Annotated in this window: 22 protein-coding genes; 10 read left to right on the top strand and 12 right to left on the bottom strand. The window is 72.3% G+C overall.

What is annotated here, in order from left to right; translation table 11 throughout:
• The first annotated feature begins 2 nt into the window (after nucleotides 1-2).
• Complete coding sequence (locus BLQ63_RS15745; RefSeq protein ID WP_091037054.1) at nucleotides 3-1169, top strand: DUF418 domain-containing protein; 1167 nt, start codon at nucleotides 3-5, stop codon at nucleotides 1167-1169.
• 50 nt (nucleotides 1170-1219) lie between these two features.
• Here the strand turns inward: BLQ63_RS15745 and dacB are convergent, their stop codons facing one another.
• From dacB to sepH, 6 genes are all read right to left on the bottom strand, one after another.
• Nucleotides 1220-2788, bottom strand: coding sequence for a D-alanyl-D-alanine carboxypeptidase/D-alanyl-D-alanine endopeptidase (gene dacB, locus BLQ63_RS15740; RefSeq protein ID WP_091037050.1), 1569 nt, complete (start codon nucleotides 2786-2788; stop codon nucleotides 1220-1222).
• 235 nt (nucleotides 2789-3023) lie between these two features.
• A complete protein-coding gene (gene glmS / locus BLQ63_RS15735) occupies nucleotides 3024-4877 on the bottom strand; it encodes a glutamine--fructose-6-phosphate transaminase (isomerizing) (protein ID WP_091037045.1) in 1854 nt (617 codons plus the stop codon).
• A 269-nt stretch (nucleotides 4878-5146) separates the two neighbouring features.
• Complete coding sequence (locus tag BLQ63_RS15730; RefSeq protein WP_091037041.1) at nucleotides 5147-7066, bottom strand: outer membrane protein assembly factor BamB family protein; 1920 nt, start codon at nucleotides 7064-7066, stop codon at nucleotides 5147-5149.
• An 89-nt stretch (nucleotides 7067-7155) separates the two neighbouring features.
• A complete protein-coding gene (gene thpR / locus BLQ63_RS15725; RefSeq protein ID WP_177154962.1) occupies nucleotides 7156-7824 on the bottom strand; it encodes an RNA 2',3'-cyclic phosphodiesterase in 669 nt (222 codons plus the stop codon).
• A gap of 304 nt (nucleotides 7825-8128) precedes the next feature.
• A complete protein-coding gene (locus BLQ63_RS15720) occupies nucleotides 8129-9391 on the bottom strand; it encodes an MFS transporter (RefSeq protein ID WP_091037035.1) in 1263 nt (420 codons plus the stop codon).
• A 405-nt stretch (nucleotides 9392-9796) separates the two neighbouring features.
• A complete protein-coding gene (gene sepH / locus BLQ63_RS15715) occupies nucleotides 9797-10816 on the bottom strand; it encodes a septation protein SepH (RefSeq protein ID WP_091037031.1) in 1020 nt (339 codons plus the stop codon).
• A 223-nt stretch (nucleotides 10817-11039) separates the two neighbouring features.
• On the opposite strand from sepH, the gene BLQ63_RS15710 reads away from it, so the two are divergent.
• Nucleotides 11040-11369 (top strand): DUF2530 domain-containing protein, encoded by a 330-nt coding sequence (locus BLQ63_RS15710; RefSeq protein ID WP_091037027.1) that lies wholly within the window; start codon nucleotides 11040-11042, stop codon nucleotides 11367-11369.
• A 150-nt stretch (nucleotides 11370-11519) separates the two neighbouring features.
• Here BLQ63_RS15710 and BLQ63_RS15705 read toward each other — a convergent pair whose 3' ends face one another.
• Nucleotides 11520-12299: a DUF3027 domain-containing protein gene (locus BLQ63_RS15705; protein WP_218125296.1), complete on the bottom strand. Its 780-nt coding sequence runs from the start codon at nucleotides 12297-12299 to the stop codon at nucleotides 11520-11522.
• Nucleotides 12300-12451: 152 nt separating this feature from the next.
• Here BLQ63_RS15705 and mqnB point away from each other — a divergent pair, with 152 nt between their 5' ends.
• The 7 genes from mqnB to BLQ63_RS15670 all read left to right on the top strand — a co-directional run bounded on the left by mqnB (nucleotide 12452) and on the right by BLQ63_RS15670 (nucleotide 18083).
• A complete protein-coding gene (gene mqnB / locus BLQ63_RS15700) occupies nucleotides 12452-13066 on the top strand; it encodes a futalosine hydrolase (RefSeq protein ID WP_091037020.1) in 615 nt (204 codons plus the stop codon).
• Nucleotides 13067-13070: 4 nt separating this feature from the next.
• Nucleotides 13071-13889 carry a 1,4-dihydroxy-6-naphtoate synthase gene (locus tag BLQ63_RS15695; protein WP_091037015.1) on the top strand — a complete coding sequence of 273 codons (819 nt, stop codon included), beginning with the start codon at nucleotides 13071-13073 and terminating at the stop codon, nucleotides 13887-13889.
• Nucleotides 13890-14015: 126 nt separating this feature from the next.
• Nucleotides 14016-14414 carry a cold-shock protein gene (locus BLQ63_RS29850; protein WP_091037012.1) on the top strand — a complete coding sequence of 133 codons (399 nt, stop codon included), beginning with the start codon at nucleotides 14016-14018 and terminating at the stop codon, nucleotides 14412-14414.
• A 318-nt stretch (nucleotides 14415-14732) separates the two neighbouring features.
• Nucleotides 14733-15614, top strand: a complete 882-nt coding sequence (gene larE / locus BLQ63_RS15685) for an ATP-dependent sacrificial sulfur transferase LarE (protein ID WP_245680981.1) — start codon at nucleotides 14733-14735, stop codon at nucleotides 15612-15614.
• Nucleotides 15615-16081: 467 nt separating this feature from the next.
• Nucleotides 16082-16528 (top strand): membrane protein insertion efficiency factor YidD, encoded by a 447-nt coding sequence (yidD, locus tag BLQ63_RS15680; RefSeq protein ID WP_218125295.1) that lies wholly within the window; start codon nucleotides 16082-16084, stop codon nucleotides 16526-16528.
• 22 nt (nucleotides 16529-16550) lie between these two features.
• Nucleotides 16551-16793, top strand: coding sequence for a hypothetical protein (locus BLQ63_RS15675; protein WP_091037010.1), 243 nt, complete (start codon nucleotides 16551-16553; stop codon nucleotides 16791-16793).
• A 273-nt stretch (nucleotides 16794-17066) separates the two neighbouring features.
• On the top strand, nucleotides 17067-18083 hold the full coding sequence (locus tag BLQ63_RS15670) for a hypothetical protein (RefSeq protein WP_091037006.1): 1017 nt from the start codon (nucleotides 17067-17069) through the stop codon (nucleotides 18081-18083).
• A 66-nt stretch (nucleotides 18084-18149) separates the two neighbouring features.
• Here BLQ63_RS15670 and BLQ63_RS15665 read toward each other — a convergent pair whose 3' ends face one another.
• Complete coding sequence (locus BLQ63_RS15665; RefSeq protein WP_091037001.1) at nucleotides 18150-18611, bottom strand: hypothetical protein; 462 nt, start codon at nucleotides 18609-18611, stop codon at nucleotides 18150-18152.
• Entirely contained in the window at nucleotides 18608-21541 is a 2934-nt protein-coding gene (locus BLQ63_RS15660) for an AfsR/SARP family transcriptional regulator (RefSeq protein ID WP_091036997.1), read from the bottom strand. Before BLQ63_RS15660 ends, BLQ63_RS15665 begins: the two co-directional genes overlap by 4 nt.
• Before the next feature lie 148 nt (nucleotides 21542-21689).
• Here BLQ63_RS15660 and BLQ63_RS15655 point away from each other — a divergent pair, with 148 nt between their 5' ends.
• Nucleotides 21690-22361 (top strand): hypothetical protein, encoded by a 672-nt coding sequence (locus BLQ63_RS15655; protein ID WP_091036994.1) that lies wholly within the window; start codon nucleotides 21690-21692, stop codon nucleotides 22359-22361.
• Between the two features lie 64 nt (nucleotides 22362-22425).
• Here the strand turns inward: BLQ63_RS15655 and BLQ63_RS15650 are convergent, their stop codons facing one another.
• From BLQ63_RS15650 to BLQ63_RS15640, 3 genes are read right to left on the bottom strand one after another with little or no spacing between them, the layout of a single operon-like run.
• The gene (locus tag BLQ63_RS15650) at nucleotides 22426-22635 is read right to left on the bottom strand and encodes a helix-turn-helix domain-containing protein (RefSeq protein ID WP_091036991.1); all 210 of its coding nucleotides are present in this window, start codon (nucleotides 22633-22635) and stop codon (nucleotides 22426-22428) included.
• Entirely contained in the window at nucleotides 22635-23135 is a 501-nt protein-coding gene (locus tag BLQ63_RS15645) for a DUF2975 domain-containing protein (RefSeq protein WP_091036988.1), read from the bottom strand. The genes BLQ63_RS15650 and BLQ63_RS15645 overlap by 1 nt, the downstream gene beginning before the upstream one ends.
• Nucleotides 23136-23184: 49 nt before the next feature.
• Nucleotides 23185-23490, bottom strand: coding sequence for a DUF1330 domain-containing protein (locus BLQ63_RS15640; protein ID WP_091036984.1), 306 nt, complete (start codon nucleotides 23488-23490; stop codon nucleotides 23185-23187).
• Nucleotides 23491-23651 lie beyond the last annotated feature (161 nt).

The following is a 23651-nucleotide window of genomic DNA, read 5'->3' as shown; positions in this document are numbered from 1 at the left end:
AGATGTCACTCGCCCCGCCCGCCATTATGAGCACGCCCCTGCGCGAACGCTCGCTCGCACCCGACCTGGCCAGGGGCCTCATGCTCCTGCTCATCGCACTCGCCCACGCGCACATGTTCCTCGCGCACCCGACCACCGGCTTTCGCGGCTACGCCGTCGACGGCACCGCCCTCGACCGGACCGTCGCCGGACTCCAGGTCCTCCTCGTCGACGGCCGGGCCCTGCCGATGTTCGCCGCCCTCTTCGGATACGGCCTCGCCCGCCTCGCCGACCGCCGCCTGCGCGCCGGCGTCGAACCGCGCACCGTGAAACGGCTCGTGCGCCGCCGCTCCGCCTGGCTCCTCGCCTTCGGCTTCGCCCACGCGCTCCTGCTGTTCTTCGGCGACATCCTCGCCGCCTACGGCCTCATCGGCCTCCTCTTCGCCGGGCTGCTGTGGAGCCGCGACCGCGTCCTGATCCGCACCGCGTGGATCGCCGCCGCCGCGCACGTCCTCGTCGTCGCCGCCCTCGGCGCCTCCGCCGAGGCCGCCGGCCACGCCAACGCGATGCCGACGATCATCAGCGACCCGCTCGAGGCCGCGCTCGCGAGGATCATGGTCTGGAGCGCCCTGACCTCCACGTTCTACATCGTCAGCGTCCTGCCCGCGTTCGCGTTCGGCATCTGGGCGGCGCGGCGGCGCCTCCTCGACGAGCCCGCGCGCCACCTGCCGCTGCTGCGGCGGACCGCCTTGTGGGGCATCGGGATCGGCGTCGCCGGCGGACTGCCGCTGATGCTCGTCGACACGCAGCTGTGGCACCCCGGGGGCGTCGCCGGCGTCGCCCTGTACGCCCTCCACAGCGTCACCGGCCTCGCCGCCGGGCTCGGCTACGCGGCCCTCATCGCGCTGGTCGCCGCGCGCCCCGGCCGGGCCGAGGGGCCCGTGGCGAACGCCCTCGCGGCCTGCGGGCAGCGGTCGCTGACGTGCTACCTGCTCCAGTCGGTGGCGTTCACGCTGCTGTTCACGCCGCAGCTGGGGAACCTCGGCGCGCGGGTGGGCGATGCGGCGGCCTCCGGGATCGCCGTGCTGATCTGGGCGGCGACCGTGGCGCTCGCGGCCTGGATGGCCCGGGCCGGGGTGCGCGGCCCGTTCGAGGTGCTGCTGCGGCGCCTCACCTACCGGAAGCCCTGACACGGCGCAGGGCCCGACCTTCCGGTCGGGCCCTGCGCGCTCAACTCGCCCTAGCAGATGGCCGGCTCGTACCAGGAGCACTCGAGGTCGGCCGGGAGCTCCTCGGCGGGCTCTGCGGCCTCCTCGGCCTCGGACATGAGCGTCGCGATGTCGGCCTCGGTGGCCTCCGAGCTCTGCCCGGCGATCGCGGCGGCGATCTGGTCCTCCAGGCCCTTGACGCTGCTGGTCAGGAAGTCGTTGAACACGACGCTGAAAACATACTCGCGGCCGTCGGCGTCGGTGGCGTACCCCGAGAGGGCGGACACGGACGTGAGCGATCCGGTCTTGGCGTGGACGTTCCCCTCGGCAGCGGTGCCGCACATGCGGCTCGCGAGGGTCCCGTCGACGCAGGCGACCGGCAGCGCGTTGTAGTACGTCTCGTACCAGGGCGCGTCCTGGACGCCGATGAGCAGGTCGGTGACCATGTCCGGCGTCAGCTCGTCCCAACGGGACAGTCCGGAGCCGTCCGACAGGCGGATCGGGCCGGTGTCCACGCCGTACTTCTCGATCGCGTCGTAGACGGCGGCCTTGCCCGAGTCCACGGTGCCCAGGCCGGTCCGGGCGTGGCCGGCGGCCTTCAGGAACGCCTCGGCGTAAAGGTTGTTCGAGGGCTTCTGGAGGTCGACGGTGAGCTCGGCGAGCGTCGCGGACTCGTGCGAGACGAGGACCTCACCGTCCTCGGGCGCGGCCTCGTGCAGGCGCACGTCGCCTTCGAGCTCGATGCCCTCGGCGGCGAGCGCGTCGGCGAAGACGTCGGCGACGAGCCCGGTCGGGTCGATCACGGCGCGGGTCCCGAGGGTGCCGGAGGAGCCGGCGGCGACGGTCCCGGAGACCCGGATCGTGTTCGAGTGCTGGTCGCGGACGATGGAGACGTTCGTCGAGGAACCGGTGGCGGCGGTGTTCTCGATCGTCACGTAATCGGTCGCGGGCACGGTCTCGACGACCGCCGGGTCGCCCGCGGCGGCACCGGGTTCGACGAACACGCGCACCGAACCGGCCAGGTGGTCGTCGCCGGAGCCGATGGAGAGCGCGGAGATCTCGGACGCGTACGCGTACACGAGGTCCTCCCAGGCCCATTCCCTGCCGTGCCGAACCGTGTCGAACGCGGTGTCGTCGGCGACGAGGTCGCCCTCCACCTTGGTCACGCCGAGGTCGGCGAGGTCGGCGGCGAGCGCATCGAAGTCGGCTTCGAGGAGCGACGGGTCGCCGTTGCCGCGCAGGAAGAGGTCGCCTTCGATCGAACCGTTCTCAGGGCTGTCGCCGATGACCTCGGTGCTGAAGGTGTAGTCCTCGCCGAGGACTTCGAGGGCGCCCGCGACGGTGGCGAGCTTGTTGTTCGAGGCGGGGATGGCGCGCTGGTTTCCGTTGTGGTCGTAGATGACCTCACCGGTATCGGCGTCCTTCACCATGACGCCGGACTGGGAGTCGGCGAGCTTCGGATCGTCCAGGACCGCGTCGATGGCGGCGGCCAGGGCCTCGTCGCCGGTCTCCTGGGCCTGGGCGACGACCGTGCCCGCTAGGGTGATGGCGCCTGCGGCGGTGACGGCCACGGCGCTCGAAATCAGGGTGCGCTTCTTCACAGCGCGAGCATAAACGCCTCGTGCCGCTTGCGGGAGTTCGCACAGAAGTGTCCAATATCGCCCTCACTGAATGCAACCGATTCGTGCCGTTGCGGCGTATTCGGTCAGGCGGGCCCTTGCGGCCCAGGGAGACGGGCGGCCGCGCCGCGCGCGACCGCCCCAACGTTGCTCAATTGTCCTTATGCGACGGTGCTGCTTCGCCCCTGCCTGGTCGAACGCGCCTGTTCGGCAGTTCCTATTCGACCGTAACGGACTTGGCGAGGTTGCGCGGCTGGTCGATGTCGCGGCCCAGGGCCGTGGCCAGCTCGGCCGCGAACTCCTGGAGCGGGACCGCGGTGAGCAGCGGTGCGAGCAGCGTCGGCGAGGCCGGGGTCTCGATGACGAGGTCGGCGTGCGCGGAGGTGATCCGGTCGCCCTCCTCGCAGACCGCGATGACCTTCGCGCCCCGGGCCTTGACCTCCTGGATGTTGGAGATGATCTTGTCGTGCAGGAGCGAGCGCCCGCGCGGGCTCGGCACGATCGCGATCACGGGCGTCCCGTCCTCGATGAGCGAGATCGGGCCGTGCTTGAGCTCCCCGGCCGCGAAGCCCTCCGCGTGCAGGTACGCGAGCTCTTTGAGCTTGAGGGCGCCTTCGAGGGCGACGGGGTAGCCGACGTGGCGGCCGATGAACAGGACCCGGTCGGTCCCGGCGGCCGCGCAGTCGCGCGCCATCTGGCGCACCGGGTCGAGGTGCTCGATGACCTTGGCGATCTTGCCGGGCGCGGCCACGAGCTCGTCGAGCACGGCCGAGACCTCGTCGGCGTACTTGATGCCGCGCACCTGCGCGAGGTGCAGGCCCACCAGGTAGCACGCGGCCAGCTGGGTGAGGAACGCCTTCGTGGAGGCGACGGCGACCTCGATGCCGGCCCTCGTGTACAGCACCGCGTCGGACTCGCGCGGGATCGTCGACCCCACCGTGTTCGAGATCGACAGGACGCGGGCCTTCTGGTCCTTCGCGTGGCGCACGGCCATGAGCGTGTCCATGGTCTCCCCGGACTGGGAGATCGCGATGACCAGCGTGGACCGGTCGAGCACGGGGTCGCGGTAGCGGAACTCGCTGGCGAGCTCGACCTCGCAGGGGATGCGCGTCCAGTGCTCGATGGCGTACTTGGTGACCATCCCGGCGTGGTAGGAGGTGCCGCACGCGATGATGAAGACCTTGTCGACGTCGCGAAAGTCCTGGTCGGACATGCGGACCTCGTCGAGGACGATCTGCCCGGTCTCGTCGATGCGCCCGCGGAGGGTGTCGGCGACGGCGGCGGGCTGCTCGTGGATCTCCTTGCGCATGAAGGTCTCGAAGCCGCCCTTCTCGGCGGCGGCGATGTCCCAGTCGACGCTGAAGTGCTTGCCCTCGCAGGCGACGCCGTCGAAGCCGCGGATCGACACGCCCTCGCGGCCGATGGTCACGATCTGGTCCTGGCCCAGTTCGATGGCCTCGGTCGTGTAGGCGATGAACGCCGCCACGTCGGAGGCGAGGAAGTACTCGTCCTCGCCCAGGCCGACCACGAGCGGGGAGTTGCGGCGGGCGCCGACCACCGTGTCGGGGTCGTCGGCGGCGACGGCCAGGAGCGTGAAGGCGCCTTCGAGGCGCGCGCACACGCGCGTCATGGCCTCGGTGAGGTCCCCGTCGACCGCGTACTCGCGGCCCAGGAGGTGGGCGGCCACCTCGGTGTCGGTGTCGGAGGAGAACTCGATCCCCTCGCCCTCGAGCTCGGCGCGCAGCTGCCCGAAGTTCTCGATGATGCCGTTGTGGATGAGCGCGATGCGCTCGTCGGAGGACCGGTGCGGGTGGGCGTTGCGGTCCGAGGGCACGCCGTGCGTGGCCCAGCGGGTGTGCCCGATGCCGCAGAACGACTCCGGGAGCGGGTGGTCGGCCAGGGCCGCTTCGAGGTTCGCGAGCTTCCCGGCGCGCTTGTCGACTTCGAGGCCGCCGCCGTGGACGAGCGCGACGCCCGCCGAGTCGTAGCCGCGGTATTCGAGACGGCGAAGGCCGTCGAGCACGACGTCGACGGCGCCGCGGCGGCCGACGTATCCAACGATTCCACACATGCGAAGAACCCTACCGCAGTTTCGCGCATCGCTCATGATCAGAGTCCGGGTAATCGATCACACCGATTGATCATTGTCGTCGTTGGGGCGCCGTTCACCGCACGGACACCGCGCGTTCGCGATGCCCGCGTCGTCCGCCCGGCGCGGGGGCCGGGAAGCGGCCCCGCGGTCGTCGGCGTTCCGGAAGCGGCGCTATGGAAAGGCGCGTTCCCGGAGGCCGCTCTTCACGAAGCGGCGCTTCGGTCGGCCATGCTTCGGTCGGCCGTGCTTCAGGAGACGACGGCGATGCCGCGTGTGCCGTCGTCGTCCACGTAGCTGACGGCCGCGCCCGTGCCGACCGCGCTCAACTGCGCGTCGTGGCACCAGTCCTCCGGGATCCGCGTGCCGTCGGCGTGCTCGGTCGCGAACTCCACGCGCTCGGGCTTGCCGCCGTCGACCTGGTAGAGCCGGCAGTCGGGCCGGGTCGGGTCCAGCGACAGGTCGGTGGCCAGCAGCGCCCGGTTGTCCGGCAGCACCGTCCCCCAGCCGCGCGCGACCTCGGGGTCCAGGGGCGCGTAGCCCAGGCGCACGGACTCGCGGTGGAGCCGCTCGCCCGAGTCCGCGTCGTAGGACATGACGCCCAGCCACGACCCCTCGCGGTCCTTCGCCGAGTAGCACTCGATGATCTGCACGGTCCGCCGCTGCGCCTCGGACACCTGCGCCTTCGCGTCCCCGGCGGCCGAGACCCCCGCGGCCGGCTTCGCCGTCGGCTGCGACAGGTGCAGCGTCCCGCCGCACGCCGAGGAGTTCGTCGAACCGAAGCTCTGGTCCCTCATGTGCCAGCGCTTGGACCCGTCGGCGGCCGAATACGAGATGAGCTTGTGCTCGAAGCGGCGCGCCGAGAACGGGCCGTCGGTCACGCGGTGCTCGATGCGGCTGTCGACGATCACCGAGTCCTCGGTGACCAGGAACGACTCGGGGAGGACCACGGCGCGGATGTCGAGCTCGCGCTGCCAGGCGGCGTCGCCGTCGTCCAGGTCGAAGGCGAGCACGTAGTCGCGGGCGACGGGCCGGTCGGGCGCGGGCACGCAGTCGGCGAGCAGGAGCACGCGCGAGTCGGCGATCTGGGCGGCCGTGCCCTCGCAGCCCGCGGGCATCTCCGCGTCCCACAGCAGCTCCCCGTCGAAGTCGTAGACGTGGAAGGCCTCGCTGTCGTCCTCGGCGTAGAGGAGGCGGTCCTCGGCGAGGGCGAGCAGGACGCCCGGGTCGCCGTCGAACCCGGCGGTGGCGACCTCGCTGCCGTCGCGCGAGCGCAGGACGCGGGTCTGGTAGTCGTCGGCGTTGTCGGCGCGCGGGCCGGTGAGCGCGACCAGGTCCTGGGCGTGCGACAGGACCGGCTGCTGGGAGGCGAGCCAGTTCCAGCGGCGGTGGTACCAGACCGCGGCGCCGGTGGCCGGGTCGAGCATGGTGACCGCCTGCGGGGTCCGCTCGGTGGGGTGGTCGGTGCGCAGGAGCCCGTACGGGGTGTCGGTGAAGCGCTCGACGCCGGCGAGCGCGGCCATGCCGTCCAGTGCGGTCTCGCTGGCGGCCGCGTCGGCGACCAGGACGTCCTGGTTGGCCAGTTCGGCCCAGCGCGACATGGCCGGGGCGAGCGCGGCCGCGAGCATGACCACGATGGCCGCGGCGAGCACGGCGACCTTGCGGCGCAGCGGCTTCGGCGCGGGGGCACGGCCGCCCGCGTAGCCCTCGACGACGAACTCAGACAGGGCCAGGAGCCCGCCGCCGACCACGCCGAAACCGTAGGCGAGGGCCGCGACCCCGGCGCGGTGCGTGATGAACTGCCCGGGTCCGGCCTCGGGCATCGACGAGTAGACGGCCCAGCCGGCCGCGGCCGCGAAGACCGCGGCGATGAGCGCCCCGATGATGGTGCGCAGGCCCGGGTAGCTCGCGGCGGTCGCGATGACGACGGCGACCGTGAGCACCGAGGCCACGGTCCCGATGATCATGTACAGGCCCGACGACCCCGAGCTCGCGCCCGTGCCGAACGAGGCCCACACCAGCAGCACCGCCCAGCAGACCAGGGACGTGAGCCCCGCGGTCCGCAGGAAGACGCGGGCGAGCGGGCGCCCTGTCGGCGTCTTCGCGCGCCGCGAATGCGCAGGGGCGGCGTCGGTGTGGCGGCGGCCGGTGCCGGAGGCGCTGTGGGACATGACCTCTTTCTACCGGTCGCCACCGCCGCCTTCCGGGCTTTCGCGCAGATCGCGAGCCGGTTTCTCCCTTGAGGCCGGTCCCGCGGCCGTCAGGCGCCGCCGAGCGGCGCGGCCGCCATGCGCGTGTAGTCGGGCTGCACGCCGACCGGGCCCTTGCCGAAGTCGGACTTGTAGAGCACGACCTCGTTCGCCGTCCAGCTGGGGCCGTAGTAGCGGCGCAGGGTCAGCAGGTCCTGCGCGGCCTGCTGGTTGGTGACGCGGTCGCCGGGACGGGCGAGCGTCACGTGGGGGCGGTACTGCTTCTGGTCCACGGGCAGCCCGCTCGCGATGAGGCCCGCCCGGATGCGGTGGACGAGGCCGACGAGGGCCGCGACGTCGCCGTCGAGCCCCGCGTAGACCACCGAGTAGCGTCCGCGTCCGAACCTGCCGCCGCCGGAGACGCACAGCCGCATCGGATCGGACTCGCCGGCCGCGGCCGCGATGGCCTCGGCGGTGTCGGCGCACCGGTCGACGGGGACCTCGCCGAGGAAGGCGAGGGTCAGGTGCCAGTTCTCGGAGCGGACGAGCCGCCCGGTGGAGGGCCTGCGGCCGACCGCTCCCGGTCTGCTGGAGGTCGCGCCGCGCCGCGCGATGTTGAGGTCGGAGACGACTTCTGCGAGATCGGCGACGGCGTTGTCCGGGAGCGGGAGCGCGACGAAAAGGCGCTCGGTCCGCACTTGGGGTGCGGCGTGCTGGACTGCGGTGGCGGAGGCACTCACTGGATTCCCTCCAGGGGCTCTACTCGGGGTGAGTGACACGCGTCCGCGGCGAATGGTGTGTCGTCGCGGCGTGGTCGGGGGCTGTCACGATGTGACCTATCCTCGCAGCAACCAATAGAGTTAATTCAGTGAAATCCCAAGGGACGGGACAGTAATTTCGCGGAAGTAACGCTCGAGTGCACTGGGGAGACACGCGTGGCGCAGGAGTTTCCCGGCAGTTCGGGAGGACCCGGACGAGTCGTGGGAACCACGTGAGTGACACGGTTCAACCAGTGGGAATCAACGGTTTAAAGGGAGCGCCCGCTCAGGGCATGGCCTTGCCGGTGAGGGCGGTGGCGCGGCGGCGGATCTGGGCGCGCTTGGCGAAGGCCAGCGCGATGGGCGTCGCGATGGCGACGAGGCCGCCGAGCCACAGGCCCGTGCGGGCGCCGTACTGCTCCATGATCCAGCCGACCAGCGGCGCGAAGACCGCGGTCGAGCCGAGGAAGACGAGCATGTAGAGGCTCAGCACCCGGCCGCGGTAGTCGGCGCGGACGCCCATCTGGACGCGCTGGTTGGCGGCCTGGGCGTAGTAGACCATCGCGAAGCCGGTGGGGCCGAGGAGGATCATGGCGCCCCAGATGGTGGGGGCGAGGCCGACGAGCAGCGTGCCGACGCCGAGCAGGCCCGAGGAGACGAGCATGGTGTTCAGGGTCGGGCGCCCCGAGCGGCGGCCGGAGGCGAGCGAGCCGGCGAGCGCGCCGACCGCGAGGGCGGTCAGGAGCAGGCCGTAGCTGTCGGCGCCGGTGTTGAACTCGGTGCGGGCGAGCATCGAGAGCGTCAGGGCGAAGTTGAAGGTGAAGCCCGAGACCAGGAGCGAGACGACGAGGACGGCGATGATGTCGGGGCGGGCGGCGGTGTAGCGCAGGGCCTCGCGGATGCCGCCGGCGTCGGCGGCGCGGTGCACGGGGTTGGTGAGCGGGCGGCGCAGGAGCACGGCGCACGCGAGCGCGGGGCCGAGGAAGACCACGGCGCAGGTGAGGATGACCGCGCCGGTGGAGGTGAGCGCGATGAGCAGGCCGCCGAGGGCGGGGCCGGCGATGCGGCTGGTGTTGAAGATGGCGCTGCCGAGGCCGACGGCGTTGGGGAGGGCTTCGATGTCGACCAGTTCGGAGTAGAAGGCCTGGCGGGCGGGGCCTTCGACGACGGCGACGGAGCCGAAGGCGAACATGCCGACGTAGACCATCCACAGCTCGATGTGCCCGGTGAGGACGACCGCGCCGAGGGTGGCGGTGACGGTGGCCGAGCCGAGGGAGCACAGGAGGAGGATGCGGCGCTTGTCGAAGCTGTCGGCGATCTTGCCGCCCTGGAGGCCGAAGAGGAGGTAGGGGCCGAACTGGAGGGCGAGGGTCCAGCCGAGGGCGGTGCCGGAGTTGCCGGAGAGCTCGAGCACGAGCCAGCTGACGGCGGTGGTCTGGAGCCAGAAGGCGAGGGTACCGATGAGCTGCCCGGCGGCGTACACGCGGAATCCGGGATAGGCGAGGGCACGGAACGTGCGCTGCAGCTGGGAGGCAATGACCGGGGACATCGCATTCAATGATATTTACTTACCGGTCGGCAAGCCAGTAACTGAGACCGACTTCTCCCAAAATTCGAAGCCGCCTCGCCACCACCCCGAAAACCCCGGCGCCGCCCCCAGTGCCCCGAAAACTGTCGGACCCCCGTGTCAGGGTTGTCGAACGGGGGCCCATCGATCTGCGACCCGCTTCGCGCTGCCCTCGAACTCCCGAGCGCCGCCTTCGAACACCCGGGCCCGCTGCGGCCCCGCGAAAATGTCGGACCCGTATGTCAGGGTCGTTGAACCGGGGGCCCATCGATTCCGCACCCGCTTCGCGCTGCCCGAAAACCCTCAGCGGCCCGCTTTCCCGCCGAGCGCGGCAGCAGAGCGGGGCGGGCCCGAAGGCCCGCCCCGCTGCTTGAGCACTGTGCGCCGCTAGTCCTTGCCGGAGGTCCCGAACAGGACGTCGTCCCAGCCCGGGAGCTGGTTGCGCGGCTTCGATCCGGCCGCGGCGAGCGGCTGGTTGTTCAGGTCGTCGTCTGCGACCGAGCGCTTGCCAGGACGCAGGACCGCCAGCGACGGGACCTCGGGGGTCTCGCGCTGCTCCTGCGCCGTCGTGCCCGGCAGGCCCAACGACGAGGTCCGCTTCCCGCGGCTTTGCATGTCGTCGAGCGGGCGCTCGAGGACCTCCCGGAGGCGGTCGCGCCGCAGCGGGTCGGGCCGGCCCATCTCGTCCTGCTCGCGCAGGCCGTGCATCGGGTCGCGCGAAGGCCGCACCGGATCGCCCGCGCGCATCCCGGTGTCGGAAATCGGCTCCTTCGGGCCGGGCACCTGCTGCGGCAGCGGCGTCGAGAGGAACTGCGCCATCTCGTCGTCCGGCGTCACCGTCTGGCGGGCGCGGTCGAGCTTCCAGAGGGCCCTCGCGGTCGTCTTGCCCGAGGACCACGAGGCCTGCACGAGCCACGAGCCGTCCTCGGTGCGCCATGCGTCCCACGAGACCGCCTCGGGATCGACCCCGTGCGTTCCGAGCTTCACGTCGACCACATTGGACATTCGCTCGCCGCGCTCGGAGGTCGCCAGCCGCGAACGGCGGGCGGCCTGGGCGAGCATGGCGCGCTCCTGGAGCACCGGCCCGGCGTAGCGCAGGACGCGGTCGACCGCGACCTGAGCGGACGCGGCGATGTCCTCGGCGCTCTCACCGGCGCGGATGCGGGTCTGGATGTCGCGGGGGGAGAGGTTGACGGCGACGGGGCGCTGCGGGGCCGGACGCCGGGGCGTCTCGGACTTGCTCTGCGCGCCTTCGGTTTTGGCCCTGAGAGCCTTGCCGCTCTCGGGAACGTCGACCACGGCCGCGACGCGCTCGTCCAGCGGCAGCGCCAGCAGCCTCCCGAGTTCGTCGGCGAGCACCAGCGCATGACCGTCCTCTGAGAGGGCTACGAACCGTACCGGCCTCATACCTTTCCACCCCTCGCGTGTCTTCAGTCAGCGCCGCATCGCCAGCTCATTCGAGCGTACGCCCAACCCTACCGGCGGACCACAACCGGCGGGGTGCCGATAACGGATCGCCCTCGCACGAACCGGTGAACGACTCGTGGTGCCTGCGTTGCCGGTGATGCGACACATTTTCGTGTCAGCGTGACCGATTGTCGCAGGGACTGACGCAGCGTACATTGGCTGCGTGTCCACCGACGGAACTTCCCAGCCCCCGGCCGCGTCCGGCTCGTCGGCGACCCCGCGCGAGGCCTACCAGAGGGTGAAGCGGTCCCCCGAGCTTCCGGCCCCCGATTCGGCGAAGCTGCGAATGACGCCGATCGCCGCCGCTGGAACTCTGCTGTGGACGGTCGCGCTGATCTTGACGCAGCTGTTCAAGGACGACCTGTCCGGCGCTGGCCGCGAGTGGTGGGCCGCCTGCGCGCTGACGGGTGTGATCCTCGGCCTGATCGGTACGGCCGCGATGGCGGTGGCCGACAAGCGGCACGCCTCCAGGCCCGAGCACGACGGCGCCTGATCCGCGGCGCTGCTTCGAGGGCAGCGCGAAGCGGGTGCGGAAACACTGGGCCCCGGCCTCGGCGAAGCTTGCGAGCCGTAATTCGGCAGAGTCAAAAACCATCCCACACGGGTCCGACAATTCGGGTTGTGCGGGTTGTGACCTGGGGGTTTAGAGGAGTTCTGAGCCTTCGTCGTCGTAGATGATCTCGGACTTCTCCACGCCCTGGGGCGTGGTGTCGACGAACTCGCTGATCTGGGAGTGGGCGCCGCAGCCGTGGTCGGCCGAGACGACTCTGGCGTCCTCCGAGGAGTACAGGTTCGCGCAGGCCCCGAAGGCCAGGCGCATCGAGCCGGCCAGGGGCATGAAGAAACCGCAGGTGCCGCAGCGGGCCGGCGCGGGGGCGGCCTCGGCGATCGGCGCGGTCGGGCCCCGGTCGCCGTCGTACCAGCGCTGCGCGGTCTCGGCGCGGCCCTCGCGGTTCATCACCCGCGTGCGCCCGACGCCGAGCTCGGCGGCGAGGTCATCGACCGCGTCGTCGTCGGAGAGCTGGTAGGCGGGCATGAGCCGGTCGTCGTCCTCCTCGGTGGGGAGGACTTCGCCGGTACCGACCTCGCCGCCCTGGAGCCGTTCGGACCACGGCACCCAGGCGGGGGCGCGCAGTGCGTCGGGCCCGGGCAGCAGCGCGGTCTCGGAGACGGTGGCGACGCGGGCGCGCGGCGCGCGGGTGAGCACGACGGCCCACCGCCAGCCGCGGTACCCCGCGAGGGAGCAATCGAAGTAGTGGGTGACGACCCGGTCGGTCTCGGCCTCGACGCTCAGGTGATCGCCGATCCCGTCGCCGGCCTCCTCGGCGGCCTCGCGGGCCAGGTCGAGGGCATCGGCGAGGACCCGGTCCAGTTTCGGCTTCCGGGCGCGGATCTTGGCGGTGGCGGTAGAGCTGTCAGGCACGCCTTCAAGCATAGGTCAGCGCCGGTGCCGACCCGCCGGTCGGTGCGCCGCGAGGAGAGCGGGATGCGCCACACTCCGCCGCCGGCGCCCGAGTCGCGCGCCACTGCCGCTCAACCGGCTGAAGGCGCCGCGCACCCGGTAGGTTGGGTTCCATGCGAATACTCGTCGTGTGCGCGGTCGCCGAAGAGGCCCAGGCGGTCGAGGCCGGGCGTGCCGTCCGCCACGAACTGGACGTCCTGGTGTGCGGCGTCGGCCCCGCCGCCGCGGCCGCGGCGACCGCCCGGGCCATCGCCGACAACAGCGGCATGGGGCGCGCCTACGACGTGGTCGTCAACGCCGGCATCTGCGGCGCCTTCGAGGGCCGCGCCGCGATCGGCGACGTGCTCATCGCCACCGACTCGGTCCACGCCGAGCTCGGCGTCGCCCTGCCGTGGCGGTTCCAGCCGATCGACGAGATCGGCTTCGGCACCAACCGGATCGGCTGCAACACGGTCCTGACGGTCGCCGTCGAGGGCGTACGCGGCGAGATCCTCACCCTCGCCTCCATCACCGGCTCCGACGGCCTGGCCGCCCAGCTCGCCCACCGCTACCCGGAGGCGATCGGCGAGGCCATGGAGGGCTTCGGCGTGGCCACGGCCGCGCAGCAGGCGGGCCTGCCGTTCGCCGAGATCCGCACCGTCTCCAACTTCATCGGCGACCGCGAGGTCGGCAACTGGGACTGGGACGCGGCCCTGAAGTCCCTGACCACCGCGATCCGGGAGCTGTGACCCCATGAACGCCCTGCACCTGGCGCATTCGCCGTGCCCGAACGACACCTTCATCTACCACGCGTGGACCTCGGGCCTCACCGACGGACCGGCCACACGGCTGACGTTCGCCGACATCGACGTCACCAACACCGCTTGCGCGCGAGGCGAGTTCGACGTCGCGAAGGTCTCGTACGCGGCCCTGCCGCACCTGGGCGACGAGTGGCGGCTGCTGCCCGCAGGCGGCGCGCTCGGCCGCGGTTGCGGCCCGCTCGTGCTCACCCGCGGCGGCCTCGACGGCCTGGCCGGGAAGCACGTGGCGGTCCCCTCCGACCGCAGCACCGCGTTCCTGCTGTTCAACCTGTGGCTGCGCGACCTCGGCGGACCCGACGTGACGTGGGAGGTCGTCCCGTTCGACCAGATCATGCCCGCGGTCCGGGCGGGGCGCTTCGACGCGGGGCTGGTCATCCACGAGGCCCGGTTCACCTACGGCGAGTACGGCCTCGACTCCATGGTCGACCTGGGCGAGTGGTGGGAGTCGAGCACCGGCTGCCCGATCCCGCTCGGCGCGATCGTCGCGAAGTCCCATCTCGACACGGCCGGGATCACCGAGGCGATCCGCGCCTCGCTCGACTACGCGTGGGCCCACCCCGAGGCGAGCCGCCCCTACGTGGCCGAGCACGCGCAGGAGATGTCGGAAGAGGTGTGCCGCAAGCACATCGAGCTGTACGTCAACGAGTTCTCGCGGGACCTGGGCGAGGAGGGCCGCTCGGCGGTCGAACGCCTCCTGGGCGGCGCGGCCGAGCTGGGCCTGGTCCCGAAGCTCACGATCCCGATCCCTTAGGGAGCGAGCCGCGACCGCGTCGCGTGGCGGCGTCGTCACCCGGGCGATCCGAGCCCTTCCGTCCGTGCCACGCTAGGCTGGACGGACTCATCAGTTCCCAGTAGACGAGAAGTTCGAGGTTCAGCGGTGCCCAGTGGTCGAGTGAAATGGTTCGACGCCGAGAAGGGATTCGGATTCGTCTCCCGTGACGACGGCGGCAAGGACGTCTTCGTGCACCGCGACGCCCTGCCCGAGGGCGTCGAAGAACTCGCCAAGGGCACGAAGGTCGAGTACAGCATCATCGACACCCGCCGCGGGGTGCAGGCGATGGGCCTCCACGTGATCGCCGCGCCGCAGGTCGGCGCCGCACCGGTGGCCGACACGTCGAAGCGCTCGCCCGAGGACCTCAACAGCCTGCTCCAGGACATGATCGGCGTGCTCGAGCAGCAGGTCATGCCGCCGCTCTCGCGCGGACGGCGCCCGGACCGCAAGACCGGCGCTAAGATCGCCGAGATGCTCCGCGCCGTCGCGAGCGACCTCGAATAGGCGGGCGGAGCATCGGCGCGGCCCCGCCCGCGCCGCTGTTCGAAACCGCCCGGCAAAACGACGTCGTACCCCCGTGTCACGGTTTTTGAACCGGGGGCCCATCGATTTTCCGTCCGCTTCGCGCTGCCCGCCGGTCGATTCGCGTGCACGGCTCGCCTTCGGCGAAGGGCCCGGAACCGTCGGACCCCAAGGGCTGGGTTGTCGACTCCGCTGACGTACGGCTCGCAAGCGTCGCCGAGGCCGGGGCCCATCGTTCGGAATATATCCGGAATGTCACTGGAAATCGGTCAAGTGCCCGGGTCGGGATAGGCTCAGTGGGTGACCTCCCAGGCGACTCCCCAGGCGACCGAGGCCGGCCTCGACGGCACCCCCTCCGACCGGGTCGGTGATCTGCTCGACCGGCTCGGCTCGCTGCCGTCGCTCATGGTGGCGTTCTCCGGCGGCGCCGACTCCGCGTTCCTGCTCGCCGCCGCCGTCCGCGCGCTCGGACCCGAGCGCGTCGAAGCCGCCACCGCCGTCTCGCCCTCCCTGCCGCGCAGCGAACTCGACCGCGCCCGCGAGTTCGCGACCGGGCTCGGCGTCGCGCACCACGCGCCCGAAACCGACGAGCTCGCCCGCGAGGGCTACCGCGCCAACGCCGGCGACCGCTGCTTCTTCTGCAAGACCGAGCTCATGAGCGTCGTCGGCCCGCTCGCCGCCGAGCGCGGCATCGCCGCCGTCGCCACCGGCACCAACGCCGACGACATCGTGGCCGGGTTCCGGCCCGGCATCCGCGCCGCCGCCGACGCGGGGGCGCTCACGCCCCTGGCCGACGCCGGACTCGCCAAGACCGAGATCCGCGCCGCCTCCAAGGCGTGGGGACTGGCCACTTGGGACAAGCCGGCCGCGGCGTGTCTCGCCAGCCGCATCGCCTACGGGGTCGAGGTGACCTCGACCGGACTGGAACGGGTCGCCGCCGCCGAGCAGGCGCTCCGCGGCGCTCTCGCCGCGGCCGCGATCCCGGTGCGGAACCTGCGGGTGCGGGACATGGGCGGCGACGCCGCGAAGGTCGAACTCGACGCCGACCTCGTTGCGGCCGTGGCCGCCCGGCCGAGCGTGCTCGCGGCGGTGGAGGGCTTCGCGGAGGTGCGGCTCGACGAGCGGGGCTTCCGCTCGGGCGCGATGAACGAACTGCTGCCGAACCCCGAGCGGTTCCGCTGAGGTCGCATACGGCAGTGCTTTATCCGGATATTCCGGATATGTTCCGAATGATGGGCCCCCGGTTCAATAACCGTGCCATACAGGTGTGACAGGCGGGGAGTGTGAGTCGAACTCGGGGTTGGTTCGGGCCGGGGCGTGGTGCGGGATTGGTGGTGCCCGGTGAGACAGGCCAGCGGCGATCGTCAGTGGAGGATGAGTCCGAAGACCGCCTCACCGGGTCCATAACCCCTCGGGAACCCCTCATTCCCCGAGGCCACCACCGTGGGACACGAGCCTGAGCGGGCCCTGAACCGCTCCTGGCAATTCCCTGATACATGGGTGTTCGGCCCATAACGGGCGGTGTGTACAAATTGGGCCGTGCCCGGCATCAACCATCCCCAATCGACACCTCGGCCCGCGTGAAGTCCTCGGGAGGTGCGGGCCCGGCGCGGGCGCGATCGGCGATGCCAGGCGTGTAGAACAGTCCTGTGGAGGTTTCAGCCTGCGCCGGCGCCTATCAGCCGGGCTGTTCGGCCGGCTGCGGCGCGCCCCTCGCCGCCGCCTGCAATCCCGGCGGCCCCTGCAACACCTGCGCCGCGGCCTGCGGCGGGACCACCGATCCCGGGCCGTTTCATTCGATCGCCCTGGCCGCCTTCGGGTTCGGTCGGCTGACGCCCGAGCGCCTGGCCCTCGCCCGGGCACGGCATCGGCCCGGGCCGCGGCGGTTCGGGCTGCGGGCCATCGCCTGGTACCGGCGCCACCTCTCCTCGCGCGTGCAGGTGCAGTGCCGGTTCACGCCGACCTGCTCGGGGTTCGGCTTCCGGGCGGTGTCCCGGTACGGCCTGTGGGTCGGCGGGCGCCTGGCATTGGGCCGGGTGCTGCGGTGCCGCCCGGGGGTGACGCCCGGCACCCGTGATCGGGTGCCCGCTCCCTGAGGCGGCGGATAAAATCCGGGGCATGAGTGACGCGAACCTGGCCGAATGGCAGTCCGACAACGCGCCCGCCGAGAACGGCGACGACGCACCGACCCGCTCTCGCGCGGTCAAGCCCGGGCATCTGGAGGTCGGCGAGTTCACCTCCGGGCGCATCGGGGCCTCCTCCCCGTTCGGCGGCGCGGTCTTCCCGCTGCCGGTCGGCGACATCTACTACGAGCCCTCGAAGCCCGTCGCCACGCGCATCCTGGAGGACGAGCGGCACTAGCGCCCGCGGGCGGCCGCACCGGCCGCCGGGGCGGCGTTCGACGACGCGACCGGGAGTTCACCGTGCCGGGCCGGACGGTGGCGGTCTTCGTGAGCTGAACCGGGCGTCGAACGGTATCGATTCGCTCACGAATCCAGCCTTGACAGGCCCGGAATACTAGGGATCAGTATCGGATCCCTGAAGCCGGGGCGGGCGCGGCACCCGTCCCGGTTTAGCGTTTTCTGATGGAACGCGAGGAGGACACGGCTCGTATCCGCCGGTTACGATCGGTCCATGACGTACCCCCCGCAAGACCCCGGCGCGCCGGCAGGCGACCCGTACGGGCAGTCCCAGCCGAACGCGGGACCGCCCGCGGGAGGCTACGCGCCCGGCCAGGCCGGCGCGTCGCCGTACCAGGCCCCCCAACCCGGCTACGAGCCCGGATACGCCCCTGCCGCCTACCCGGGCCAGGCCGACCCGAACGCGGCCTACTACACGCAGCCGGCCTACGACCCGTCGCAGGCCGGTCAGATCCCGTACGGGCAGTACGGCCCGCCGCCGGTGCAGGCGACCACCAAGAACAGCGGCGGCACGGTGCTGCTGGTCATCGTCGTGGTCCTGCTCATGGCGGCCGGCGGCGTCGGCGGCTACTTCCTGCTCGGCCGCGACGGCGACGAGGGCTCGATCGCCTCCGACGACTCCGCGAGCGCCGAGGAGTCCGACCCCGAGGGCGGCTCCGACGGCGAGGAGACCGCGCCCGAGGAAGAGGCCGCGCCGACCCCGTCGGGGACGGCCCTGTCGGTGCCCTCCCTGGGCTCGCTCACGCCGATCCCCGGCGAGGAGTGGATCTACACGGCCGGGCCCGGCGCGAGCGACGAGCTGATGGCCGACGCCGAGATCTACACCATCCAGCACACCCCGGACTGGATCTCCTACCTGGGCGTGGGCCTGTACGCGAGCACCGCCGCCGCGTTCGACCCGGCCGACCTGAACGCCAGCGCCGAGGGCGCGGCGTCGGTGTGGCTCCAGGGCGCGTTCGACACCACGGAGGGCTACGCGCAGGGCGAGATCGCCTACACGGCGGTCGAGGTCGACGGGCGCCCCGGCGTGCTGGCCGAATGGCGCAACTCGTGGACGTCGGCGGGGCAGTACACCGACGACCTGTACGAGGACACGGCGATCCTGGTGGTCGACGTGGACGGCGTGAACGGCTTCATCGGGGTCGCGAGCGTCTCGGAGTCGGGTACGGCCTCGTACGCTCCGGCGGTGGAGGCGCTCCTGGCGACCGACTTCGACGCCGAGACCGCTTGATCCGCAACGTTGTCGAACGGGGCCCCGCCGGCGGCGGGGCCCCGTCGCGTTTCGGGGAGGGGCGGATCAGGGTCGCCGGTGCCTGCCGTCGGGTCGGGCGTCGGTCGGCTGCGAGCGTGCCGCGGTCAGGCGGTCGATCAGGGCCATGAGGTCCGGTGCCGAGGTCAGGACCGCCGGGTGCAGGTGTCGCTCCTCGTCGGGGGTGAAGGAGTGCACGCGGAGCCAGTCCCCGGATTTCACGACGACCAGCGGGCCGAGGCTGACCACCGCGTCGCGGCAGTCCCGCAGTGCGGCGATCAGGGAGGCGACCGCTGCGACCTGCTCCTTGTCGAAGGCGGGAACGCGGGGCTCGGGCGAACCGAGTCCGGGCCCGCCGTGTCCGGGCCTGGCGGACGGCTCGCGGACCGGTCGCAGGCCGCGTTCGACGGCTTCCGCGAAGGCGTCGAGGCCGCCGGTCCAGTCGCCGGTCTGGTGCCCGATCGTGAACTCGCGCCGCCACTGGGGGCCGCGTCCGTTCGCGTCGCTCATCGTGCGGTCTCGTCGGAGGCCGGTTCCAGTACGTCGTATCCGAATGCGTTGAGCGCCTTGTGGAGCGCGGCTTCGACCCGTTCGTGCGCGCTGCCGGGGCTCAGGACGATGAGCCCCTCTTCGGGGCCGCTCAGGGCCGTGCCGGGGTCGGCGAGGCGGGTGCGGACGCGGGCGAGTTCGAGGACGCATCCGAATTCGGCGTAGACCGCTTCCGCGGCGAGCCAGTCGCGCCGCGCCGCCGCCGTGTCGCCGAGGGCCGCCCGGGCGTCGCCGGTCCGCTCCCGGGCCAGTGCGGCGCTGGGGAGGTAGCCGATCGCCGTGAAGCCGCGCTCGGCGTCGGCGTAGCACTCGAGGGCGTCGTTGAAGCGGCCCCGGAGCTGGGCGATGAAGCCGAATCCGAGCATGCCGTTCGCGATGCCGAGCTGGGACCCGGCTTCCTTTGCGGCGGCGTGGAACTCGTTGAAGCGGGCGTAGGCCTCCTCGATCGCGCCGAGCTGGGCGGCATGCCAGCCGACGACCCATATGGCCCGGAACTCCCAGAACGGGTCGCCGGCCTCGAGGAAGAGGAGTCTGGCGGTCTCGGCGGCGGCGCAGGCGTCCTCGTGGCGCTCTTCCCGCCCGGCCCGCACACTGTGTCCGTAGTGGACGAATCCCAGGGCCCAGGGGTGGTCGGTCGCCTCGGCGTGCGCGGTCGCCCGTTCGAGCAGTGCTGCGGCGCCTTCGTGGTCGCCGTCGAGCATCAGCGCCGCCGAGAGGTATCCGAGGGCGACGGCCTGGCCGAATCCGTCGCCGCTGCGCTCGGCGGCGGCGAGCGCCGCCGTCTGGGCCTCGCGCAGGTCGCGTCCGAGGCTGCGGATCATCATGTACTCGGCGAGGCACCAGGCCAGGCGCCAGGTGCGGGTGTCGTCGAGTCCCCGTCCGCCCCGCAGCAGCCCGAGAAGCACGTCGTACTCGGTGGTGAACCAGGCCGCGGCCGCGCGCAGGTCGGGGACGGGTTCGGTGGTCACGCCCGGGGCCGGATCGCCGAAGGCGAGGCCGCCGCCGTGCTGGGTGAGCAGCTCGTCGGCGGCGCGGGTGGTGTGGAGGAGGTAGTCGAGCATGCGCTCCTCGGCGGCGCGGCGGCGTTCGGGGGCGACCTCCTCGGCGAAGCGCTCTTTCGCGTAGGCGCGCAGGAGGTCGTGCATGGTGTAGCGGCCTTCGCGGGGCTGGTCGATCAGGTGGACGCCGGCGAGTTCGGACAGGGCCGCCTCGGCGTCGACGGGCGCGGCGCCCATGAGGCTCGCCATGGCGGCGACCGTGAGGTCGGGCCCGGGGTGGAGCCCGAAGAGGCGGAACGCCTGGGCCGCGAGGGTGCCGAGGGCCTGGTAGGAGCAGGCGAAGATCGAGCGGGGGTCGGAGGCGAGGTCGGTGGAGGCGAGGACTTTGAAGACGCTGGTGGCCCGCTCGAGGCGGTCGGCGAGGGTCGCGAGGGACAGGCTCCGGTTGGCGGCGATCCACGCGCCGATGAGGGTGAGCGCCAGCGGGAGCCGGCCGCAGGCGGCGATGATGCGCTGCACGGCGGCCTCGTCGGCGAGCGCCCGGTCGAGGCCGATGCGCCGCACCAGCAGCGCCCACGCCTCGGACTCGGAGAACAGTTCGAGCGGGACGGTGTCGGCGCCCTCGGTGGCGTCGAGGGCGGCGAGGCGGTCGCGGCTGGTGACGAGGGTGAAGCTGCCGGGGGCGACGGGCAGGAGCGGGCGGACCTGCGCGGCGTCGCGGGCGTTGTCGAACACCACGAGGATCTTGCGCTGGGCGAGGACGGTGCGGTACAGGCCGATCCGCTCGTCGAGTCCGACCGGGAGCTGCTGCGTCTCGACGCCCAGGGCCACGAGGGCTTCGGCGAGGACCGCGCCCGGCTCCACGCCGGGTGCGGCGGGGTCGAAGCCGCGCAGGTTGAAGTACAGCTGGCCGTCGGGGAAGCGGTGCTTGACCCGGTGGGCCCAGTTCACGGCGAGGGAGGTCTTGCCGACGCCGCCCATGCCGGTGATGACGGCGAGGCCGGCTTCGCCGTCGGCGGCGTCGAGGTAGCCGTCGAGGAGGCGGGTCTCGTTGTCGCGGCCGGTGAAGCGGGTGTTGCCGCGCGGGAGGGTGGCGGGGACGCGGCGGGGCGGTTCGGCCGCGGGGGCCCGGTCGCCCTCGCCGGGGTCCGCGGGGGCGGCGCGCAGGATCCGGACGTGCTGGTCGCGCAGGGCCTGGTCGGGGTCGACGCCGAGGGCGTCGGCGAGGCGGACCCGAAGGGCCTCATAGGCGTCCAGGGCCTCGGCGGCGCGCCCGGAGGCGTGGAGGGCGCGCATGAGCAGGGAGGTGAAGCGCTGCCGGGTGTCGTGGACGGCGACGATCTGGCGCAGCTCCTCGACGACCTCGGCGTGGCGGCCCAGTTCGAGGTCGAGGTCGATGCGCCGCTCCAGGAGGGTGAGGCGGTGCTCGTCGTAGCGGCGGCGCACGGCCTCGACGGCGGCGCCGGACAGGTCGGCGAGGGCCGGGCCGCGCCATTCGGCGAGGGCGTCGCGCAGGGCGGCGGCGGCCCCGGCGAGGTCGCCTTCGGTGCGCAGGCGCCGCGCTTCGGCGTCTTTGGCCTTGCAGCGCAGGAGGTCCAGCTCATCGGTCGCGACGTCGAAGCGGTAGGCGCGCCCGACGGTGGCGAGGCGTTCGCGGGCGGCGCCGAGCTTGCGCCGCAGGATCCCGATGGTGTTCTGGACCTGCGTGTCGGGGTCCAGGGGGATGTCGGGGCCGTAGACGGCGCGGACGAGGTCGCCCAGCGGGACGACGCTGCCGGCCTCGTCGAGAAGGATCGCCAGGACGGTGGCGGTGTTGCCGCGGGGGACCGCGACGCTCTCGCCGTCGATCCGGACCTCAAGGGGCCCGAGCAGCCGCACGTCGAGGGTCGCCATGTCCTCCGCCTTCGATGAATGGGGATTCCAGTGTCCCACAAGGGCGCGCGGGTCCGCTCGACGCGAAGCATGACCGATCGGTGACCGATCCGTGAGCGGGTTGCGAAGGATCGTTCGGTCAGCGCCCCTTGGAGTGGAAGGCAGACCGATGGAGCGGATGGAGTTCCCCGAGGACTACGAGGACCGCGTGTCCCGGGGGCGTCGGGCCGCGTCCCGGCTTCCGGCGGGGCCGGTGCGGGACGCGGTGGACCGGGCGCTGGGGGCGGCCCCGTCCCGGGAGCGGTACGGGCGGGCGGCGGACCTCGCCGAGCGGGCGTCGGCGCTGGTCGAGGACTTGACCGGCCGCGGCTTCGACGGCTCGGACGCCGACCGGGTCGCGTGGCTGCGCCTGGACTACACCGGCCGGCTGCGGTCGCTCGCGTTGAGCCCCACGATCGACCGGTTGAGCAACCGGGCGGTGGCGGACGCGATCGAGGCGGCGTGGACGGCGGCCGAGGCGGCCCGCTCCGAGCACGTGCTGCGCCTGGAGCGGACGCACGCCGACCTCGTGGCCGCGCGGGTGCCCGACCGGCGGGGCGACGAGATCCGCGAGCTCGTCGCCGCGAGCACCGAGCGGTTCGCGCACACCACCGACGACGACCTGTGCTCGGCGGAGGTGAACCTGGAGGGGCGGTTGACCGGGTTCAGGTTCCTGGTGCCGAACGCGACGCTCGACACCGAGTGCGAGGAATTGTCGGCGCGGGCGGCGGCGACGGTGCGGATCGTCCAGGAGCGGGCGGCGGAGCGGTTGAGCGCCCTGCTGGCGCACGCGTTCGAGTAGCGGCGCGCGGTCGGCCCGGCGGCCCACGGGGGGCGGCCGGGCCGCTCGGTGCCGGTGGACGCCGTTATTCGTCGGGCACCCAGCGCAGGACGTCGCCGGGCTGGCAGTCGAGGATGCGGCAGATCGCGTCGAGGGTGGTGAACCGGACGGCCTTCGCGCGGCCGTTCTTGAGGACGGCGATGTTGGCGGGGGTGATGCCCACGGCGGCGGCGAACTCGCCCACCGACAGGCCGCTGCGGGCCAGTTGGAGGTCGAGGTCGACGATGATCGCCATCAGACCACCTCGGACATCTCGGCCTGGAGGTCGGCGGCCTTGCGCAGCAGGCCGCGCAGGATGGTCACGAGCATCGCGAACGCGGCGCCGGCCCCGGTGCACAGCACGGCCCCGCCGAGGGCGCCGAGCGCGGCCATGTCCTGGCCGGGGGGCTCGGGAACGCCCGCGAACAGGAGGTGCCCGACGATGCCGAGCGCGAGCAGGGTCGCCGCGACCGACGCGCCGATGATGGTGTCGACCCACAGGAACGCCCGCTGCGTGAACAGCGCCTCGCGGTCGATCATGTTGAGCAGCATCCACATCGCGACGAGCGCGACCTGGATGCAGACGATGCCGAGGATCGCCGTGGTGACGTAGAAGGCGGCGAAGGGCTCGTAGGGCGGGAACCGCTCGACCTCGTCGGCCGCCGTGGTCGGGATGACGACGATCTGGCCGAAGAGGCCGCCGAGGAGGGTCGCGAGGACGCCGAGGCGCAGCACGGCGATGAAGAAACTACTCATGGATCGATTCTCGATAGATATCTATCGAAAGTCAATAGATTCCGGGGGATTATTTCGCGATGGACACCGGGAAGAGGATCGTCTCGGCGACGGTGCGGTCCCGTTCGCCCGCGAGCGCGAGGCGCCGCGGGTCGGCCATGTAGGCGTCGATCGCGGCCTGGTCGGGGAAGCGGTGGACCTGGACCTCGTGGGGGTGCCCGTCGGCGCCGTCGCCGATCACGCGCGAGACGACCTCGCCTCCGTGTTCGGGGACCAGGGCGAGCACCTTGTCCTCGTAGGCGGTCATCTCCTGCTCCGCTCCGGGCCTGGCCCGGAGCAGGCAGCACAGTTCGATCGGGGGGTTCGCTGCTTCCATGGCTCCCATGATCGCAGAGCCGCACGGGACGCCGGGCGAGGAACGGCGCGGGCCTCAGATCGCGGGACGCGCCGGAGGAGGCGGCGGCGGACCGCGACCGGGCGGGCCGAAGCGGGGCACCGCCGATCCCGACCACGCCTGCGACTCGGACCGGGGACGGG

The sequence above is a fragment of the Glycomyces harbinensis genome (assembly GCF_900101745.1).
Taxonomy (GTDB): Bacteria; Actinomycetota; Actinomycetes; order Mycobacteriales; family Micromonosporaceae; genus Glycomyces; species Glycomyces harbinensis.
This window is presented reverse-complemented; position numbering and strand designations above follow the sequence as displayed.

Excerpts from the sequence above, each read along its gene's own strand:
- BLQ63_RS15745 (WP_091037054.1), top strand. The coding sequence starts at position 3 with ATGTCACTCGCCCCGCCCGCCATTATGAGCACGCCCCTGCGCGAACGC.
- glmS (WP_091037045.1), bottom strand. The coding sequence starts at position 4,877 with ATGTGTGGAATCGTTGGATACGTCGGCCGCCGCGGCGCCGTCGACGTC.
- BLQ63_RS15730 (WP_091037041.1), bottom strand. The coding sequence starts at position 7,066 with ATGTCCCACAGCGCCTCCGGCACCGGCCGCCGCCACACCGACGCCGCC.
- BLQ63_RS15720 (WP_091037035.1), bottom strand. The coding sequence starts at position 9,391 with ATGTCCCCGGTCATTGCCTCCCAGCTGCAGCGCACGTTCCGTGCCCTC.
- sepH (WP_091037031.1), bottom strand. The coding sequence starts at position 10,816 with ATGAGGCCGGTACGGTTCGTAGCCCTCTCAGAGGACGGTCATGCGCTG.
- mqnB (WP_091037020.1), top strand. The coding sequence starts at position 12,452 with ATGCGAATACTCGTCGTGTGCGCGGTCGCCGAAGAGGCCCAGGCGGTC.
- BLQ63_RS15695 (WP_091037015.1), top strand. The coding sequence starts at position 13,071 with ATGAACGCCCTGCACCTGGCGCATTCGCCGTGCCCGAACGACACCTTC.
- BLQ63_RS15675 (WP_091037010.1), top strand. The coding sequence starts at position 16,551 with ATGAGTGACGCGAACCTGGCCGAATGGCAGTCCGACAACGCGCCCGCC.
- BLQ63_RS15670 (WP_091037006.1), top strand. The coding sequence starts at position 17,067 with ATGACGTACCCCCCGCAAGACCCCGGCGCGCCGGCAGGCGACCCGTAC.
- BLQ63_RS15665 (WP_091037001.1), bottom strand. The coding sequence starts at position 18,611 with ATGAGCGACGCGAACGGACGCGGCCCCCAGTGGCGGCGCGAGTTCACG.
- BLQ63_RS15660 (WP_091036997.1), bottom strand. The coding sequence starts at position 21,541 with ATGGCGACCCTCGACGTGCGGCTGCTCGGGCCCCTTGAGGTCCGGATC.
- BLQ63_RS15655 (WP_091036994.1), top strand. The coding sequence starts at position 21,690 with ATGGAGCGGATGGAGTTCCCCGAGGACTACGAGGACCGCGTGTCCCGG.
- BLQ63_RS15650 (WP_091036991.1), bottom strand. The coding sequence starts at position 22,635 with ATGGCGATCATCGTCGACCTCGACCTCCAACTGGCCCGCAGCGGCCTG.
- BLQ63_RS15645 (WP_091036988.1), bottom strand. The coding sequence starts at position 23,135 with ATGAGTAGTTTCTTCATCGCCGTGCTGCGCCTCGGCGTCCTCGCGACC.
- BLQ63_RS15640 (WP_091036984.1), bottom strand. The coding sequence starts at position 23,490 with ATGGAAGCAGCGAACCCCCCGATCGAACTGTGCTGCCTGCTCCGGGCC.